Genomic DNA, 17,758 nt, shown 5'->3' with positions numbered 1-17,758 from the left:
GCGAAATTTTCCTTGTGAGAGAGCGACAACTGCATCGCGGTTAGCCTTGGAGGACGCGACCGATCAAGGATCCCAAGACGCTGTCTTGGTTCTTGATCATTTGAATGTTGGCTTCATAGGCGCGCGACGTTTCAATCATTTCCATCATCGTGCCGGTGGGACTGACGGCGGATTGTTCCAACGAACCGGCCACGACATTTCGATCGCTGTCGGCAGCCAGATTGAACCCGGCCAAGGGGCGAAACAGGTTGCCGCCGATGTTGGCCAAGTCGCCGTAACTGGCCGGTTGAGCAAGCATCAACTGTTGAGTCTCGCCCGCTTGCGTGAATGTGCCTTCGGGACCAACGTTGAGCGGAAGTCGGGGGTCGATTTGGATTGGGCGACCGTCTTTTCCGACGACGGCATCGCCACCGGAATTGACCAGCGTCCCAGTGGAATCAAACAGGAAGTCACCGGCCCGAGTCAGCAGCTGTTCATCGCCGCGTTGCAGGACAAAGAAACTCTTTTTGTCATGCAACGCAAAGTCCGTTTCGCGGCCGGTGGTTCGAATCGCTCCCACGCTGAACTGAGTCTGTTCGGGTTGGATGGTGACGCCACCACCGATGTCGTCGGCGCCGCCCAGGCCGGGGGAGACCATGCCTTCTTCGATCAGTTCCGAGAACCGCGCCTGCAGGATCGTTTCGCTGGGTTTGAAACCAGGCGTGTCGACGTTGGCAAGGTTATGGCTGATCTGCTGCAGGCGATGATTTTGTGCCTGGGCACCCGCTGCAGAGAGATAGACTCCGTAAGGCATGGATCGCTCGCTTGGATCACGTGACTCCGCTTCCGCCGAACCGCTCGACGTTCCTTTGGGGGTACGCAATCGGAGGAGCCAACCTCAAGCCCAATTCTTGAGCCAAAGTTCACCGAATGTCCAAATTCGTTCCAGGCGTTGAGTTTTCCGTGCTTCCGGAACTCGTTCCTCAGCCGTCGCGTTCGCCTGAACGGCGTCGCGCGACCACCCGAGCGATCCACGAGGACTCCTCCGTGCAATCCAGGAATAAAGTCGGCATCCGCAATCACAACGCCAAAGGGTGATGGCTTGTCGACTCAGTCCTCAACGCATGGAGGATGGGCACTCTTGCCCGTCAGAGTCGGCCAAGACCACCCATCACAACCCGACGCGTGAGCGAGGGACTCCCCCAACTCCCACGACGGCCCCATCCGGGGCGACCGTTTGTTTTTCGGCATCGGTCTCTCGGGGCTTCCGCCCCGAGCTAAGCACGACGGCCCCATCCGGGGCGAAAACCAAACGCCCGCCACCATTTTTTTTCGAGCGTCCCCAAAGAACCAGTGCCAGGTGGGACCTGGCCTACGAGCGGCCGACTTGCTGGCGCGGCGGCGTTGAACAGGGGAGTGGCAAGTCGTTTTGCAATTTGCAATTGTCAATTTCACCTTTTCAATGGACGGGGGTGTTTGCGTTCGACCTCCCCTCGCTTTGCTCGACCCTCCTGCCAAGAGGGTGAATTGGTTCTTCGGCTGGACGCTCGCTTTGCTTGCCGCACTTGCTACGAGGGTGAAGCAGTCCAGGCTAACTCACATGATTATGCCTGATCATTCCTGCCGACCTGCTGAGGTGCTGCCCGTTGGGGTGCAGGGCAGAACAGAAACCAACGCCGTATTTTCCGTGTCGCCCCTTCAGTTCAAGCAGCCCAACGCTTGCCCTGTCCCCCGAAACGCGTTTCGGGGGGACAGGGGACAATGTCTGGATGGCTGGCGTGGCGGTTGGACGCGGAATTGGGATGCGAAGAAGCGTGTCGAGATGGCTCAACCGATGACGGACGCCGCGATGATGATTGAAATGCCGAGCACAATGGCGGCGACGACGATCGAGACGGCCAAGTTGTGTTCTTCGCCAATCTCGTGAAGGATCGAGAACGGTGTGAGTTTTTCCATCAACACCAGGCAGCCTAGGAAGACCACGATCCCAACAACGGAAAACACACAAGCGGCGACCAGGTGTTGCAGCAACAGTTCCAGACCGGTGCTGGTGGGAAGCGTTTCCGTCGCCTGTGCCAATCCGCGGAGGTGATCAATCATGGTTTCTGCCTTTTGGATTTGTTTGGTTCGATGAGTGGTCGAGTGTTCGTTGAAGGGGCATCCGATGCGGGACGACTGTTGCGTGCCGAGGGATCAACTGGATGGCATCATTTTCCGCCGCCCCACGACCCGCCGTACGCGCGGCCTCCGCCACCGCTGCTGCCCATGTTGTCGACAATGCCAAAGTTGATGGCTTGCCAACCTTTGAAGGCCGCCACGGAATACCAGGCGCAGACGAGCGTGCCAAGGATCAGATAGAGACGGAGTAATTTCATCAGTCATCACTGCTGGCATAGGGACTGAAGTCACTGTCTTTCCAACGGGAGACTTCGAAGTTGTATTTGAACACCAGGCAACCGATCGGAATCGCGGAGACAAATGACAACGCGTAAAACAGCATCCATCCATCGGCGGCGGGCGTTGCCGATGTCGATGGTCGATGGTTGCCCAGGTAAATGATGAACATGTAAAAACAAAAGGCCACCCAAGCAACCCAGACTCCAAATGAAATCGTCGGTGGAGGTTGAATGACTCCCACGCCCCAGGGACGCGTCAAATCCTCAACCTCGAAAGCGGCTTCGATTTCATCTGGCTTCATGTAGGTGCCCAGTGACACAATCCGCTCGTGAGTTTGGCCCGCGAAACTGTCTTCGATTGAGAGCATGCGCGGCGGGGCGATGAAGTCAGCGGTTTCGACACAATCGCCTTGCTGGACTTTCCAGTAAAACTCTCCAATCACGTGGCGGACGATCGCGGTGGCGCGGTCATAGATCCGGAAGGAATCGCCATCGTGATGGATCCGGTTCGAGTGTGGGTCCATGGCGTGACCGGTAACGGGTTGGACAAACGACCAATGGCGATCGTTTTCCACCAACCAACGGAAGCCAACCCCAGGTGCATACAGCAGGTATTCGGTCCAGGGGTAGGTGGTGCCTGCGTAGCGGACAAAGCGAGCCATGATTCCAATGACGATGTATTCCGTGCCCTGGATCGTGCCCCGAACGCCGAGCGGCAAGGAGGAGTGCAGTTCACGCTTCTCCAGCATGGTCAGCAGTTTGAGGCGTCCGTCGTCATTGGACAGCAAGGCGCCACAGTGCTGGCAACCGACTCGCAAGGTTTCTCTGGGAGCATGCAGGTCGAGTGAACCTCCGCACTTGGGGCAATTCAGGTGCAGCGAGGCGACCGCGATGGTTCCCGACCCCGGATCGGGCTGCCAATCAGGAGTCGACAGGTTCAGCTTCTCTTGGGTGACGGTGCGGCCGACGTAGGTGTGTTGTTCGCCACGCGAATAATCGAACGTGGCAAACCAGGCCCCTCCATCGGGTTCAGCAGCACCTTGCAGATCGACGTAGCGATGATCATCGCCGGGACGGAATTGCCAGGGGATTTCACCTTGAGCCGAGCGGGCTTTGGCAACGCCGGTCTCCGCGACCGTGAGGTCTTGACCGCCGTAGTGAACCATTTGTCCGAGCGACAACGAATCAAAGTCGGGCAACGGTGATTTGACGCGGACGGGGCGTTCAAACGTCAGGTGCAATTGGCCTTGAGCCTCGGCCAACCAAGCCATCTTGTCACCGGGGAATCGCAGGTACCATTCGTCCCAGACTCCGCCGGCGGCGTGGTCGTACTGAACGCGGCCGATGACTTCGAACGGCTTGCCACGAAACGATCCGGTGGAACCAAGCTGGACGACCGAGTCGGTTTCGACGAGGTCGCTGACTTTGCCGTAGTCCTCGATGTCTTTGTCGCCGCGTGCGACGGCGGTGTGGCAAAATTCGCAGACGCTGACCATTGAGTTTCCAAAGCGGAATTCAACGGGCGCCCCGCAACCGGGGCATGATGCGCGGCGAACCTTCATTCGTTGACCTCGTCACCTGCTTCTGCCCAGGCTCCTCGGCGGAGATGCCGGATTCGCACGTGGGCCGCGCTCAAACGGGACTGCAATTGCGACTGCCAATCCCAGACCGCCGTCTCGCGACAGCAGACCAGGTTGAATGTGGCGACGCCATGTTCCGGGTAGGTGTGCACAGCCAGATGAGATTCGGAAAGCAGGTACAACGCGGTGACGCCGTGTGGCGGACCAAAGACATGGGCTGGCGGATCCCCGATGACTTTCAGTTCCAGCGCTGCGATCACGTCCTGGCAAACCGACTGGATGGTGCTCAGAGACTGCAGTGTTTTCGAATCGCATCCGGATGCATCCACGATCCACTGGCCGCCGACGCTGATCGAGGGCGCAGCCGCAGATCGTTGTTTTGTCGCGTTTTCTGGTGCATTGAGGGGCGTTGCGGGCACGCAGTTCACTCCGTTGTCATTGTTCCATCACGGCGGCCGTGAAGATTCAGGTGCCTGGATCAGTTGGCTGGTGGTGGAGGCGGCGGGCTGCCTGCGGCCAACATGGGTGCCAGGGCGGGAACATCCTTGGCCATCAACCAACCACTCATCCCAGTTGCCCAGACCATGGATTCGGCTCCCATTTCTCCGCTGCCGATTCCGGAACGAACTTGGTCGGGAGTGAACGGGCCGTGTGTGACACCGTCTTTGGCCACATACCAAGCGGTCGCGGCGGGAGGTGGTGGAGGACCGGCGGGGCCCGCGGCGGGCGCTGCAGCACCGGGCGTCATGGCACCCGGCATCATGCGTCCGGCCATAGCGACGCCAAGTCCGAGCCCCAAGCCTTCGGCTGCTCCACCGCCGCCACCATTTTCGGCGGCGGACGTCATCGCTTGGCCCATCTGGAACTGCTGGAACCGGTTCATGTCTCCGATCACGCCCATGCTGGTTCGCGTGTCCAGAGCTTTCTCGACCGACTCGGGCAAAGAAATGTTGACAATGAACAATTGCGGGCAATCCAGCCCATATTCGTCGTCGATCTTTTCAACGACGCGCTCGCGAAGTTGGGCGGCGAGTTGTTCGTAGTTGCTGGCCAGATCCAAGGCTGCGATCTGTGACGAACCGATCAGATCCGCAAACGACGATTGAATGATCGATCGCAACAACACGTTGACGTCGTCGGCACCGAATTCACCGTTGGTGCCAACCACTTCCAGCAGCAACGCTTTGGGATCCACCGCACGCAGCGCGTAGGTTCCGAAGGCACGAATTCGGATCGGTCCGAATTCGGGGTCTCGCAGCATGATCGGGTTGGGAGTTCCCCATTTCAGATCGGTGAGTTGGCGAGTGCTGACGAAGTAGACTTCGGCTTTGAATGGGCTGTTGAATCCGTATTTCCAACCTTGCAACGTCGTCATGACGGGCATGTTGTCCGTCGTCAGTTGGTAGTGGCCGGGAGGATAGATGTCCGCGATTTCGCCTTTGTAAACAAAGACGGCGGTTTGGCCGGGGCGGACAATCAATTGTGCCCCATTTTTGATTTCGTTGTCGTGCCGAGGGAACCGCCACATCAAAGTGTGTTGTGTGTCATCGATCCATTCGATGATATCGATCAACTCGGAACGAATCAGATCAAACAATCCCACGTCGCGTCTCCTGTGTGCGGTCTCGAAATCGTTGCAAAGCCTAGGGCGGTTGGGGGGCAGGGTCAAACGGTGACCAACCCAAACTCCGAACGGAATCCTGGTAGCGGAATTCTAGCGTTCGAAGTCCATCGTTGGGGGCGTGGGCCCGCGACTGAGCTGGCGAAAAGTCAATCAGCAACGAGCGGGGCCCAACAATCGGAACACCCGTCCCAGTATCTGAAGGGCTCCACCGGGGCAAATTCAGGGCGCGGTGGGCCCATGGAAACGCTGGATTTCTGTCTTACTGGCGTGGAAAATCGGGGCCAGCGGGAGGCCACGGCGACGAACCGATCTCCACCAGATTCAGTATGAAAGCAGCGTCCGGAGGCAGTTCGGTTGAAAATGTTCTCCAGCGAGGCCTTTCGGGGCCTGACTTTCAGTGAATTGCCGCTTGAAACGCTGGGAACGACGCATTTGAATTCTCCATCGATTTTGCGAAAGCTCTTCGGTCAGCCTGCTCAACCTGCTACAATCAAGGGTGCTGCGACTTGTTTTGATCGCCCGCAGTGGGCGATTGCGTACAATGCTTGCGGTCCTGCCTCACCCCTCCCACCTACCTTTACGACTGAGCCGCCCAACGGAGAGAGATTGGAGACAATCCAGCTCGGTTGTGGAACGCTCGCCCCGCCCATGAGATCCAATTGCATCCTGCCGGGAACTCGATGGCCTCGCGTGTTGTTATCGATCGCGAGTGCACTGGTTTTGTTGGCTTTTTCACCAGCCAAAGCCGACGAGGACGCCCCCGCTGAGTCCAAGCCCGCTGAATCGAAATCAAGTGAACCGTTGACGGTTGATCCTTCCAATTGGGAAACCACTGGGTTTCTGAAATTGGAAGAGTTCTGCCTCGATTGTCACAACGCCGATTATCAGGAAGCCGAGGTCGATCTGTCGTTGCTCAGCACCGCGGAAAAAGTTCGCGACAACAGTGAGTTGGCGATGCACTCGATCAGCATGATTCGGTTTGGCGCGATGCCGCCGGAAGACTCGGCGCTTCCAACCGTTGAAGAGCGTCGTGAACTGGCCGACCAGTTGGACGATTTGGTTTATCACGCGACGTGTGATTTGCGTCCCAAGCCTGGACGCGTGACGGCACGTCGTCTGAACCGCGCCGAATACAACAACGCGATTCGCGATTTGTTTGGCGTCGATTTGCGTCCCGCGGATCAGTTCCCGTCCGATGAAGTCGGCGGTGGATTCGACAACAACGCCGATGTGTTGTCGTTGTCGACGATGCTGATGGAAAAGTACCTGAAGGCGGGCGAGTCCGTTGCGTCATCGCTGATCGTTGATCCAAGCACACTTCCTTCGCTCAAAAAGACGTTTGCAGATCAGACCCTGAACACAATCGGTGAAGCCAAACTGGCCTCCTTTGGCGAATGGTTCATACGTGGCGACGGGATGGTTTGGGTGGAAGTCGAAGTTCCGATTGAAGGCGAATACTCCTTCGACATTCGCGGGGGCACGAATCTGACCCGATCGGCTTTGCGGAAGTTGGGCGAGGAGTCGGATGAGAAGGACGACGACATCGATGACGAAGACAAGGACAACGACGACAAGGAAGACGTCAACGACAAAGTCAATCGTTGTGTGATGGTGCACGACGAGCAGGGACGCTTGATTGAAGTGCTGGATTTCAATTACCAAGAAAAGAGCGGCCCGACCGATGGTGAGTCGTTTCGGAAAACATTGACGCCCGGCAAGCATCGGTTTTTCTTTTCACCGACGGACACGTGGGCCGACGAGTTGCCCAAGCCCGAAGATCGGAAAGATCCGTGGCGACTTGGCGAATCAATTTCCAAGCGTGTGCAAGCATTCACGGACGAAGAACTCGCCAAGACGGTGTTGCCCGCCGGCGAAAAGGTCGAGATCGATCGTCGGATTTCGAGCGAAGAGTTCAACTTCAAGTTCAAAACCGTCTCGATCGACGGTCCCTCGGCGCACACTCGCCAGGATCTGCCACCGACGCAGAAACAGCTGATCCCACGCATGGCTCGCCAGCGTGGCGATCGTTGGGAAGATGTCTCCAAGGCAGCCAAGGTCAACTTGGAACCGTTGATGCGACGGGCGTTTCGTCGGGAAGTCAGCGACGAAGAGGTCACGCGATATGCGAAGTTGGTGGAAGGGGCGACTGACCGGCAAGAGTCCTTTTATGTGGGGATGCAACAAGCCATCACAGCGATTCTATGTTCGCCGAGTTTCCTGTTCCGCATCGAACTTCCTGAATCGGAGGAAGCCCGCGAGTTGGCTGCATCGGGGGAGGCCGTTCCGCTGTCCTCGGCCCAGTTGGCCAGTCGGCTCTCGTTCTTTTTGTGGAGCAGTCTCCCGGACGATGCGTTGTTGAACGCTGCAAAGCAAAACGAGTTGATTGACGAGTCCAAACGTCGCTATCAAATCCGCCGGATGCTGGACGACCCCAAGTCGAATTCACTGGGTGAACAATTTGCGACTCAGTGGTTTGGTTTGGGCAACCTGAACGCGCGCGACATGGCAGCGTTTGGTGGCAACGAAGAAGGTCCTTCGATCACGGTCGACCATTTGGCCGCCGAAACGCACGCGTTGTTCGACCATGTGTTGAAGAACAATTTGCCCGTCACGGAATTGCTGACCGCGGACTACACGTTCGTCAACGATTCGTTGGCGGATTGGTATGGCGTTGAGCTTCCGAATCCGCAGGAAGCGAACAAGCTGCAAAAGGTTTCTCTGGCGGATGCCGGTCGACGTGGGATTTTGGGCCACGCCGGTGTGCTGACACTGACCAGCTATCCAACTCGGAATTCACCGGTTTTGCGAGGCAAATGGATTCTTGAGAACGTGTTGGGGACGCCACCACCGGAAGCCCCACCGAACGTTCCAGAGCTGGAAGCCACCCGCGCGGCTTCGGCCGATGCGACTTTGCGTGAACAGTTAGAATTGCACCGTGCTGATCCTGGTTGCGCCTCCTGTCACCGTGTGATGGATGCGTTGGGATTTGGTTTGGAGACGATGGATCACCTTGGTCGACTTCGTCCGCCCAGTGACCCCTCGGTGGCGGATGCCACGGGTGAGCTGCCGGGAGGCCGGTCCTTCCGCGGCGCGATGGAACTGAGTGAAATGTTGGCAAACACAGAAGGCCGACGTTTTGCCGATACAACCGTTCGACGATTGCTCTCGTTCGCCATCGGTCGTGAATTGCGACCTGCCGATCGTTGCTTTGTCGAAGCCATTCTGAACGACACCCAGAGCGATGGTTTCCGATTGGGAGACCTCGTGGAAGGTGTCATCAATAGCCCTCCGTTTTTGTCCACCAGTGTCCCTGCCTCTTGATCGTTCGTTCCTGCCTGCCAACGGCTCCTCGCCAGAACTAAGGAAAGTCAAATGAAAGACTCGATGAACGTCCCCCCTGCTCCGAATCAACCCAATGCCATCGTTCAAATCGGCTCGTCCCGATTGAGTCGACGCACGATGCTACGAGCATCCGGGCTGGCGCTCGGTTTGCCGTTGCTCGAGGCGATGACGCCCGCTGGCCGAAGCGCTTACGCGGCGAAGGAAACGCTGCAAATCACCGATGCATCGCGTCCGGTCCGCATGGCCTGTGTGTTCTTTCCCAACGGAGTCATTCAGCCTTCATGGCGTCCCACAGTGGATGGCGACAACTGGGAAATGGGCGAGACGCTCAAACCGTTGGCAGCCTACAAAGACAAACTCAACGTGATCTCGAATTTGGCCCACGAGAACGGACGAGCTGGCAAAGATGGTGCCGGTGACCACGCTCGTGGTGGATCGACCTTCTTGACGGCGGCTCGGCCAGTCAAAACCAGCAGCAACATTCGGCTCGGCATCTCGCTCGACCAAGTCGCCGCGACAGCGCTTGCTGGACAAACTCGTTTGCCTTCGATCGAACTCGGATTGAAAGGCAGCCGCAACGCAGGCAGTTGTGACTCGGGGTACAGCTGTGCGTACTCTTCGAACATCTCCTGGAAAAACGAATCGCAGCCAATGCCCCAGGAAACCATTCCACGGCTGGCGTTCGAGCGTATGTTCGGTTCCGGCGACGCAGCCTTGGAACGCAAGCAACGGATGGCTCGGACGAGCATTCTGGATGTGGTCCGTGATGATGCCGAACGTTTGATGAAGCAAGTTGGCAAGACCGACAAACGCAAGCTGGATGAGTACTTCACCAGCGTTCGCGAGATTGAGACTCGGATTGAGCAAACCGAAGCGGAAGATCGCAAATCGCTGCCCGATTTGGAGGTCCCGATGGGACGCGTCACGGCGTTCCGTGAACACGCTCGGTTGATGTATGACCTGATGGTCGTTGGTTTCCAAACCGACACCACGCGCGTCGCCACATTCATGCTGGACACAGCCGGCGGCAATCGCACCTACCCTGAAATTGGTGTGAAGGAAGCTCACCACGGATTGAGCCACCACCGCAACAAGACGGAGACCGTGGAGAAGATCCAAAAGATCGATCAGTATCTCGTGGAGCAATTCGCATATTTCCTAGAGAAAATGGAATCGGTCCAAGAAGGGGACGGGACTTTGCTAGACAATTCGATGGTGCTTTACGGCAGCGGATTGGGCGATGGGAACCGGCACACCCACCATGACCTGCCAATCATTTTGGCGGGTGGTGGCGGAGGTCAGATCAAAACGGGCCGGTACCTGCAAGTCGCAGAAGAGACCCCCATGGCGAACTTGTTCCTCAGCATGCTCGACGTCGTCGGCACGCCAGCCGAACAAATCGGCGACAGCACTGGCCGAGTGGACCTGTCGTAAGGGGGATCGTGATCTCAGGGCTTCTGCACCGAGCAATCATTGCGAACTCGTGCGAAGCCGTTTTGATCCAATCGCCCGGTGTGGCTGACATCAGCGCATCGACCAAGCCACCTACGTAGCTGGATTCGCCAGAATTCAGTGTGGTCCCTCGCTGACGCGTTCGGGTCGTGAATTTGGCGGTAGCTGGATTCGCCAGAATTCAGAGGCTCGAGTTGGAACAGGTCCGAATTCTTAGCGAATCCGGCTACGGTCCGGCGAATCCGGCGACGGTCTGGCGATCGCGTCGGACTGCGACGAAAGCGTTGTTGCTTGTACGCCTGGTTGGATCTGGCCTACAAACACTTCAAAAACGAATCAGCGCAACCCGCTGACTCGCATTGGAATCGTGTAGACCGAATCCTGAGCGGTGATGAACAGTTCTTGGTGCCCTTTGCCGCCGAAGGTCACGTTTGCGGTCCAGCCCTTGGGGACAGCAATCGTTTCCAGCTGGTTGCCGCCGGCATCGAAGACGGTCACTCCGGCACCGCCGGTCAGGTAGAGGTTGCCTTCCTGGTCGAGTGTCATGCCGTCACTGCCCATCTCACAGAAGAGCTTGCGATTGGCGAGCGATCCGTCCTCGGCGATGTCGTAACGATAGGTTTTCTTGTCACCGATGTCGGCGATCCAAAGCTGGCGGTTTTCGGGGTCGCCGATGATCCCGTTGGGCTGGACCAAGTCATCCGCGACTTGGGTCAGTGTTCCTTCCTTGGACAAACGATAGACGCCGCGAGGGTTGTCGGCGGGGATTTCGTGCTTCCAATAGGGGCGTTTGTAGAGCGGATCGGTGAAGTAGATCGCTCCGTTCGTGTCGACCCAGCAATCATTCGGGCCACCAAAGCGACGCCCGTCGACCGAGTCGATCAGAACCTTGTGCGACTGATCGCGAAGATCGATGGACCACAGTTCGTTGTTGGCGTCGGCACAGGCGATCAACTGATTCGGCGCGATGAAGTCGAGGCCGTTGCTGCGACCGCAGGGGGACATCCAATCGGCCAACTGCCCGGTGGCGGCGTCGTAGCGAACGATCCGGTCGTTGGGTTGGTCGGTGAAGTACACGTTGCCATCATCGTCCGCGATCGGGCCTTCGGTGAACTGGTAGGAGTCGCCGACCAGTTTCAACGTGGCGCCGGATTGGACGACGGAACGCGAGTGGGTTGCGGCGTCGTTGGAGTCAGGTTCATCCGCGAAAAGGGGGGATGCCAGAAGCGAGGAAGATGTGATTGCGACCCAAGCCAACAGCCGCCGACGTACTGGATTCATTCGAGGATTCACTTTCATGGACTGGTGGGGCAAGATCCAGTCGCGGCATCCAGTCCATTCCCGCGACGGTTAAGGAGACCATCGTAATCACAACGGCAGCGATCAGGTTCAGGAACAAACCGTTGCGTGCCATCTCATCGGTTCGAATGCCGCCGGCACCAAACACGATCACATTGGGAGCCGTCGCGACGGGCAGCATGAACGCACAGGAACAACTGATCGTTCCCGGCAGCATCAGCAATTCGGGCGGCAGGCCAACCTCCAGCGACAGCGCCGCCAAGATGGGAAGCAGCAACATCGCGGTGGCGGTGCTGCTGGTGATTTCGGTCAGAAACGTGACGAGCAAACAGACCGACAAAACAATCAACCATGGCGGGGCGTTCTTCAAAAAGGCCAGCTGGTGTCCGATTGCGACGCTCAACCCCGATTGGTCAAAGCCGGTGGCCAGGGCCATGCCGCCACCAAACATGATCAAGATTCCCCAAGGAATCTTCGCGGCGGTTTCCCAGTCCATCAGGCGTTCGCCGTCGGCCAAGCCGTTGGGACAAATGAACAGAAACAAAGACGCAGCCAGCGCGATGGTGGCGTCACCAATCATGCTGCCATCCCAGGGCAGCCATCCCGTCCATCCACCCAGTGGACTGGAACGAAAGACCCACAGAAAGGCGGTCACCGCAAACACAATTAGAATCAAAATTTCGTTTCGTGCGATCGGCGCCATGCTTGGCATCGAGACGGGGCGAACGTCATCAATCGCTCGAGTCAGCCACCACCAGATGATCGGTAGCATGATGAGGGTGACGGGCAAGCCAAACATCATCCAAGTGCCAAAGGGGACGTCGACACCGAATTTGGTTTGCATTTCGCCCATGAAGACCACGTTAGGTGGTGTCCCGATGGGAGTCGCCATGCCACCGACGCTGGCCGAATACGCAATCCCCAGCAGCAGTGGGACGCGCAATTTCGGATCGTCGGCTTGTGACAGCACCGCCAATGCGATTGGCAGCATCATCAGGGCGGTGGCGGAGTTGCTGATCCACATCGACAGCGAAGCGGTGGCCAGCATGAATCCCAGCACCAAGCGTTTTCCACCGCGTCCGCCGACCAATCGCACCATGTTGATCGCGATCCGGCGGTGAGCCCCGCTACGTTCCATCGCGGCGGATAGCAGAAATCCGCCCAACAACAGCAGGATCATTGTGTGCCCGTAGGCCACGGCAATGTCGCGGTGACTGACCACGCCCAGTGTCGGCAGCGCCACAAACGGCAGCAGTCCCACCACAGCGATGTGCAGGCATTCGAAAATCCACCACATCGCGCACACGATGGCCACGCCAGCACACGCGGTCGCGGGCGCTGACAGTCCAGCCTGATGGGCGTACCAGCAGATGCCGAGTGCGACCAACGGAGCGATCGGCAGCATCCAGCGAGACAGTTTTTCGAAGCTCATCCATCCATCCGCACACCGAGGGTGAGCAGAAGGTTGGCATAGCGCTGTTGGTCTCCGGTTTGGATGGTCAGCACATGGTCGTCGGTGATCACGTGGTCGTAGAACGACCACTTTTCGAGTGGTTGCAGTTCGACGCTGCTGCCGGCGTCTTGGAATGACTGACGGTATTCTTCCCAGACCGGTGGATCGCCATCGAGGGCGTAAGGGCCGTCGGTTTCGGTTTGCATGGTCATCGCGGCTTCCACGGGAACCGCGGAAAGCAAGGCTTTCAAAACTTGGTCACAGGAAACCAAACCGGGGCTGAGGTTCAGGCTGACCAGCTTCGCATTGGGCCCGCGTTTATTCAAAGCGGGGTAATTTCCGTCCGCAATCAAAATGGTGCTGTGGTGGCCAGCGGCCGCACAAATGGCAGAAATCTCGGGGTGGATCAAGTTGGATAAAAGCATGGGGACGCCTCGATCAAGATGCGATGGGAACAGAGCGGGGAAGGCAACGACGGTTTCGCAGGGGCAACCGTCGCGTGGGGGGAGGTGCCGATCAGGCAACGCTGTTTTTCAAATTGGCAATGCTTTGGCGAGCCAGGGTTTCAGCGCCGGGTGAATAGTCGAACACTTCGACGCTGACCCAGCCGTCGTACTCGACATCCGCCAGTGCTTTCATGATGGGCTCAAACGGCACGTCGCCCATGCCGGGGCCTAGCAGGTTGGGATCGTTGGCGTGGAAATGGATCATCGCATCGGCGTGTTCGCGGATGACGGTTTCGATCGGCTTCGACTCGCTGCTCATGGCTTTGACATCCAAGTGCAAACCGATGTGGTCATCATCAAGCATGCGAGCCAGTTCGACCCCTTGGTCAGCGGTGTTCAGGAAATCACCCTCGGTCGGGCCGAGAGGTTCCAAGGCGATTCGAACGCCGTGGGAGTGCAACGCTGGGATGACGCCCTGCAGGACCTCGGCCGCGTATTCCATGGCTTCTTCAATCGTTTGGCCTTCGGTTCGATTGCGTTGTTGCGGCGATCCAAGAACCATGACTTTTCCGCCCAGGTCCGAACAAAGTTCCGCCAGGTCGCTGAGGTAAGCCGTCGTGCTGGCTCGTGTGATCGCATCCCGCGTCGTCAGGTGGTAGCCCTCCGTTTTGGCCAGCAACCAATGCAGGCCGACGCACTGCATGTCTGCGTCGATGATTTGATCGCGGTAGGCGCGACGATCCGATTTGGAAAAGGTGGAAATGTCGTCGGCCAACATGAACGGGGCCACTTCCCATCCGGTGTAGCCTGCTTCCCGAGCGATGCGGAGAGCATCTTCGACGGGCATGTCACCAAATGTTTCGTTGCAGATTGCGTAACGGAAAGGCATGATTCAGAGCGATCTTCAATTTTTGGGTTTTGGGTCGGGATCTGGTCCTGTCTCGGTCTGACAATGTAGGCTGTCACGCCCCAAGATGGCAGACGTGCAACGAAAATCGATGGCGGGAGTATGCTTCTTTCGCTTTGCCGTGCTGTTCATTCCGATTCCGCTGCTACCGACCGACTGAAACGATGATCCATTCAAGCAAGCTCACTCATGCTTCTCTCGCGTTCGTGTTGGCGATCGCAATGCTGTCACTGGGATGCGCACCGACGACCCGCACCAGTTCGCCTGGGCCTGCCGACCCGGATGCTCCCACGGAATTCACGACCACGGATTCGGGGTTGAAGTACCGCATTTTGCGTGTCGGTTCGGGTGACAAACCCGGACGCGAAAGTTTTGTGACGGTGGACTATGTCGGCTGGCTGGAAGGCGGTCGCGAGTTCGACAGTTCCTACAACCGGCGCGATTCGACGGACTTCAATCTCTCCAGCGTGATTCCAGCCTGGACCGAAGGCGTGCAATTGATCGGGGAAGGCGGGATGATCGAACTGGAAGTCCCGCCTGAACTCGGCTACGGGGCAATGGGCAGCCCGCCCACGATCCCGCCCAACGCAACGTTGCACTTCAAAGTCGAGCTGCACGACGTCCGCTGAGATAACGTCCCGCAACAGCTTTCCGCTTTCTTTTGCAGTGGAAAGACGGGAGCCCTCTGGGATCGCCGCACCGGGCGGCTTGCGTTGCTCCGCGAAAAGGGGAAGGAACGCGATCCCGGGGAAACTCGATTCCATGAGTGATCGGTTTCTCAGGTAGGCCGGATCAAGCCGCTTCGGCGATGCTCCGGCAGATGAGCTCTAGTTCGAGCTCGGCCATTGGATGTCGACCCAAACCATTCGGTGGTCGGTGGCGCGAATTTGTTTTCCCAATTCCGTTTGAGCGTCCGGCCAAACGACGGCGGAACCGACGAGATCAAGGTTGCTCGATGGCAACACATAGTCGACTCGAATCTCGTTGCGGCCGAATTTCGCGGTGGAGATGCCGTGTTGGGGGCTGGTCGGTTGCGGGTCTTGGACGCGAGGGTTCTTGAGCAGGTTGGCGATGCCGCTGCGCAAGCTGTCGCCTTGCTTGGGATCGGAATTCAAATCACCCGCGATCACAAACGCCGGCGGTGAATTCAGAGAATCGTCCTTCAATCCTCCTGCGGTTCCGTGGTCGTCCACGATCCAATCGGCATTCGCCTTGGTGACGTACTCGTTCCAGAAACGGATTTCATCGTGATTGCGTTTGCCGTTGCGATCTTCTGCGCCGTCGAACACCGGCGGGGTCGGGTGGCTGGCCAGCACGTGCAGCGGAACCGTTTCAATCTTTCGACCGTCTTGTTGCAGGGAGGATTCCGATTGGGGGATCAACACCGGGATGTCGACATGGTTCTTGCTCGACAATCGCAGCGAGTTCCAAACCTCGTCGCTGTGGTAAGGCTGTTGGGTGGCTGGATCAATCGGCCGCAGGGCACCTGGCATCGTCGACCAGCGGAACGTTTGGAACGTACGAACCGCGTCCCGGTCAATCGGGTATTGGCTGAGGATCGCCATGGCATATTGCCCGGGATACTGACCAAAACCATGAGCATCGGTGGGGAGTTCGACGTCGCCGTCGTTGTCCAGATCAAGTTGACCGAGCATCCCGGTGTTGGTTGGAATTGACCAGCGATACGGGTACTCCAGCGGAGAATCGCCCTGAGACAGGTACTCGTCCGCGAAGGCATTCAGCGTCCGCCCGTCCGGTTCATGATCGATTTCACAGAGCAGCAGGACGTGGGGCCGGATGGCTTGAATCACACGCGCCAAATCAGTTGCTTGGGAATCATTCCCGTCAAGCAAGCGTTTTGCGACGTCCCCCGGTTTCTTTCCGTACAACGAAACGTTGAAGGAGGCGACTCGCACGGTATCCGTTGATTGGTTCACCGGCAGTTGTGTCGTCAGAATGTTGGGTGAAGGAGAAACCTGTTGCCCTGACGCTTTCGAAACGTCAACTGGAATCCACAGGAACGAAACCGCCAAAGCCAGACGCAAATTCATAAACCACCAGGACGGGGGAACGTTACAATGCGAGGAACGCGAGACGTTGTTCGTTTTCGCAGGCCATCGCCCACCTGACAATGACTGGAAGGCTCGGATCAGCGAACACGTTGATCGGAATGGTCATGGGTTGGTGCGGGATGGTGCACGATTGTGCTGTTGAGAACGTCGATTCCAATTCGAGTCCCAGAGATCCAGTGAACAAAGAAGCACAGATTCACGCAGCCGGTCGGACCGACGTTGGGCAGCGTCGGGGGGACAATCAAGATCAGTTCCTGATCGCTGAGCTGCGGAAGTCGATGCAGATCCATTCCACCAGTTTGCCTCTGGACAAAGAGTCGACGCTGTTTGGGGGACGCAGCGGGCAATTGTTGGTGGTCGCGGATGGAATGGGTGGCCACGCGGCGGGACGCCGAGCCAGCAATTTGGCCATTGATCATCTGATCGCTCAGCTGCTCAACAATGTCCACTGGTTTCTTCATTTGGATGAAGACCACGATGAAGCGTTCATCGAATCATTGAAGGCATTGCTGCAACAGACTCATACCAAACTGCTGTCTGAATCCAAAGGCACTGCCGAGCATCGCGGGATGGGGACGACGTTGACGTTGTCTTACATCGTTTGGCCGCGAATGTATGTCGTGCATGCGGGGGACAGTCGTTGCTACTTGATTCGCAATGGCAAGTGCAAACAGCTGACAACCGATCACACGCTGGCCAAGCAATTGGTCGATGCCGGGGGGATGAAACCGGAAGATGAGGCCGGAAGTCGTTGGTCCAATGTGCTCTGGAACGTTCTCGGGGGGCACGGACGCAACGACCTGATTGCCGAGGTCCACCGCGTCGAGTTGGAAGAGAATGACACCGTGGTTCTGTGCAGTGACGGGTTGACCCGCTACATCGACGAAGCCGCGTTGTTGTCGGTTGTCAACCAATACGGTGACGACATCGAGGCCATGACCGATCATCTGATCACCTTGGCGAACGGGGCTGGTGGAGTCGACAACATCACCGTGGTGGTCAGTCGTCCTCGGGCAGCGGAAGCACCCAGCAGCCAAGACGACCCGCCTCGTTCGGTTCCCTTGGTGAGTTTGGATGACGAGAGTGATTTGCAGCCGGATTCGGACGAATCGATGAGCCTCGAAGAACTTCAAACCTTCGCGAATGAAGACACGCTACCGGACGAGCGCTGAGCATCGGGCACCGGTGGCAAGATGCTTCGAATCAAG

General features: G+C 57.8%; 16 protein-coding genes. 4 read left to right on the top strand and 12 right to left on the bottom strand.

Features of this window, described 5'->3' with window-relative positions:
• Positions 1–40: 40 nt before the first annotated feature.
• The 6 genes from RISK_RS19660 to RISK_RS19640 all read right to left on the bottom strand — a co-directional run bounded on the left by RISK_RS19660 (position 41) and on the right by RISK_RS19640 (position 5,558).
• Positions 41–862 (bottom strand): flagellar hook-basal body protein, encoded by an 822-nt coding sequence (locus tag RISK_RS19660; protein ID WP_047816028.1) that lies wholly within the window; start codon positions 860–862, stop codon positions 41–43.
• Positions 863–1,806: 944 nt separating this feature from the next.
• A complete protein-coding gene (locus tag RISK_RS19655; protein WP_047816027.1) occupies positions 1,807–2,079 on the bottom strand; it encodes a DUF350 domain-containing protein in 273 nt (90 codons plus the stop codon).
• 107 nt (positions 2,080–2,186) lie between these two features.
• Positions 2,187–2,354, bottom strand: coding sequence for a hypothetical protein (locus tag RISK_RS32680; RefSeq protein ID WP_053061238.1), 168 nt, complete (start codon positions 2,352–2,354; stop codon positions 2,187–2,189).
• On the bottom strand, positions 2,354–3,871 hold the full coding sequence (locus RISK_RS19650) for a DUF4178 domain-containing protein (protein WP_083435063.1): 1,518 nt from the start codon (positions 3,869–3,871) through the stop codon (positions 2,354–2,356). Before RISK_RS19650 ends, RISK_RS32680 begins: the two co-directional genes overlap by 1 nt.
• 62 nt (positions 3,872–3,933) lie before the next feature.
• A complete protein-coding gene (locus RISK_RS19645) occupies positions 3,934–4,374 on the bottom strand; it encodes an S-adenosylmethionine decarboxylase family protein (RefSeq protein WP_047816067.1) in 441 nt (146 codons plus the stop codon).
• 59 nt (positions 4,375–4,433) lie between these two features.
• On the bottom strand, positions 4,434–5,558 hold the full coding sequence (locus tag RISK_RS19640) for an SPFH domain-containing protein (RefSeq protein ID WP_047816025.1): 1,125 nt from the start codon (positions 5,556–5,558) through the stop codon (positions 4,434–4,436).
• A 669-nt stretch (positions 5,559–6,227) separates the two neighbouring features.
• Between RISK_RS19640 and RISK_RS19635 the strand changes: the two genes are divergently transcribed.
• Both RISK_RS19635 and RISK_RS19630 read left to right on the top strand, forming a co-directional pair.
• Positions 6,228–8,900 (top strand): DUF1592 domain-containing protein, encoded by a 2,673-nt coding sequence (locus RISK_RS19635; RefSeq protein WP_047816024.1) that lies wholly within the window; start codon positions 6,228–6,230, stop codon positions 8,898–8,900.
• Between the two features lie 51 nt (positions 8,901–8,951).
• Positions 8,952–10,355, top strand: coding sequence for a DUF1552 domain-containing protein (locus RISK_RS19630; RefSeq protein ID WP_047816023.1), 1,404 nt, complete (start codon positions 8,952–8,954; stop codon positions 10,353–10,355).
• A 354-nt stretch (positions 10,356–10,709) separates the two neighbouring features.
• On the opposite strand, the gene RISK_RS19625 is transcribed toward RISK_RS19630, so the two are convergent.
• The 4 genes from RISK_RS19625 to RISK_RS19610 form a co-directional block, all read right to left on the bottom strand.
• Positions 10,710–11,654, bottom strand: coding sequence for an SMP-30/gluconolactonase/LRE family protein (locus tag RISK_RS19625; protein WP_236696483.1), 945 nt, complete (start codon positions 11,652–11,654; stop codon positions 10,710–10,712).
• A complete protein-coding gene (locus RISK_RS19620) occupies positions 11,572–13,104 on the bottom strand; it encodes an SLC13 family permease (RefSeq protein ID WP_236696482.1) in 1,533 nt (510 codons plus the stop codon). The genes RISK_RS19625 and RISK_RS19620 overlap by 83 nt, the downstream gene beginning before the upstream one ends.
• A complete protein-coding gene (locus tag RISK_RS19615) occupies positions 13,101–13,550 on the bottom strand; it encodes an RbsD/FucU family protein (RefSeq protein ID WP_047816022.1) in 450 nt (149 codons plus the stop codon). Before RISK_RS19615 ends, RISK_RS19620 begins: the two co-directional genes overlap by 4 nt.
• Before the next feature lie 91 nt (positions 13,551–13,641).
• A complete protein-coding gene (locus tag RISK_RS19610) occupies positions 13,642–14,460 on the bottom strand; it encodes a sugar phosphate isomerase/epimerase family protein (RefSeq protein ID WP_047816021.1) in 819 nt (272 codons plus the stop codon).
• A gap of 182 nt (positions 14,461–14,642) precedes the next feature.
• Here RISK_RS19610 and RISK_RS30110 point away from each other — a divergent pair, with 182 nt between their 5' ends.
• Entirely contained in the window at positions 14,643–15,107 is a 465-nt protein-coding gene (locus RISK_RS30110) for an FKBP-type peptidyl-prolyl cis-trans isomerase (protein WP_236696481.1), read from the top strand.
• A gap of 198 nt (positions 15,108–15,305) precedes the next feature.
• Here the strand turns inward: RISK_RS30110 and RISK_RS19600 are convergent, their stop codons facing one another.
• Together RISK_RS19600 and RISK_RS33145 are read right to left on the bottom strand one after the other, a co-directional pair.
• Entirely contained in the window at positions 15,306–16,529 is a 1,224-nt protein-coding gene (locus RISK_RS19600; RefSeq protein WP_047816020.1) for an endonuclease/exonuclease/phosphatase family protein, read from the bottom strand.
• Between the two features lie 98 nt (positions 16,530–16,627).
• Positions 16,628–16,840 (bottom strand): hypothetical protein, encoded by a 213-nt coding sequence (locus RISK_RS33145; RefSeq protein WP_236696480.1) that lies wholly within the window; start codon positions 16,838–16,840, stop codon positions 16,628–16,630.
• On the opposite strand from RISK_RS33145, the gene RISK_RS19595 reads away from it, so the two are divergent.
• The gene (locus tag RISK_RS19595) at positions 16,829–17,722 is read left to right on the top strand and encodes a PP2C family protein-serine/threonine phosphatase (protein WP_236696479.1); all 894 of its coding nucleotides are present in this window, start codon (positions 16,829–16,831) and stop codon (positions 17,720–17,722) included. The genes RISK_RS33145 and RISK_RS19595 overlap by 12 nt on opposite strands.
• Positions 17,723–17,758 lie beyond the last annotated feature (36 nt).

Origin of the sequence: Rhodopirellula islandica (assembly GCF_001027925.1) — a bacterium.
GTDB classification, from domain to species: Bacteria; Planctomycetota; Planctomycetia; order Pirellulales; family Pirellulaceae; genus Rhodopirellula; species Rhodopirellula islandica.
The sequence above is the reverse complement of the archived record's forward strand: the minus strand, read 5'-3'. Positions and strand labels throughout refer to the sequence as shown.

What these genes read in the sequence shown, in the direction of transcription:
- RISK_RS19600 (WP_047816020.1), bottom strand. Translation starts at nt 16,529, where the DNA reads ATGAATTTGCGTCTGGCTTTGGCGGTTTCGTTCCTGTGGATTCCAGTT.
- RISK_RS19635 (WP_047816024.1), top strand. Translation starts at nt 6,228, where the DNA reads ATGAGATCCAATTGCATCCTGCCGGGAACTCGATGGCCTCGCGTGTTG.
- RISK_RS19610 (WP_047816021.1), bottom strand. Translation starts at nt 14,460, where the DNA reads ATGCCTTTCCGTTACGCAATCTGCAACGAAACATTTGGTGACATGCCC.
- RISK_RS19650 (WP_083435063.1), bottom strand. Translation starts at nt 3,871, where the DNA reads ATGGTCAGCGTCTGCGAATTTTGCCACACCGCCGTCGCACGCGGCGAC.
- RISK_RS19655 (WP_047816027.1), bottom strand. Translation starts at nt 2,079, where the DNA reads ATGATTGATCACCTCCGCGGATTGGCACAGGCGACGGAAACGCTTCCC.
- RISK_RS19620 (WP_236696482.1), bottom strand. Translation starts at nt 13,104, where the DNA reads ATGAGCTTCGAAAAACTGTCTCGCTGGATGCTGCCGATCGCTCCGTTG.
- RISK_RS19630 (WP_047816023.1), top strand. Translation starts at nt 8,952, where the DNA reads ATGAAAGACTCGATGAACGTCCCCCCTGCTCCGAATCAACCCAATGCC.
- RISK_RS30110 (WP_236696481.1), top strand. Translation starts at nt 14,643, where the DNA reads ATGATCCATTCAAGCAAGCTCACTCATGCTTCTCTCGCGTTCGTGTTG.
- RISK_RS19625 (WP_236696483.1), bottom strand. Translation starts at nt 11,654, where the DNA reads ATGAATCCAGTACGTCGGCGGCTGTTGGCTTGGGTCGCAATCACATCT.
- RISK_RS32680 (WP_053061238.1), bottom strand. Translation starts at nt 2,354, where the DNA reads ATGAAATTACTCCGTCTCTATCTGATCCTTGGCACGCTCGTCTGCGCC.
- RISK_RS19595 (WP_236696479.1), top strand. Translation starts at nt 16,829, where the DNA reads ATGCAGATCCATTCCACCAGTTTGCCTCTGGACAAAGAGTCGACGCTG.
- RISK_RS33145 (WP_236696480.1), bottom strand. Translation starts at nt 16,840, where the DNA reads ATGGATCTGCATCGACTTCCGCAGCTCAGCGATCAGGAACTGATCTTG.
- RISK_RS19615 (WP_047816022.1), bottom strand. Translation starts at nt 13,550, where the DNA reads ATGCTTTTATCCAACTTGATCCACCCCGAGATTTCTGCCATTTGTGCG.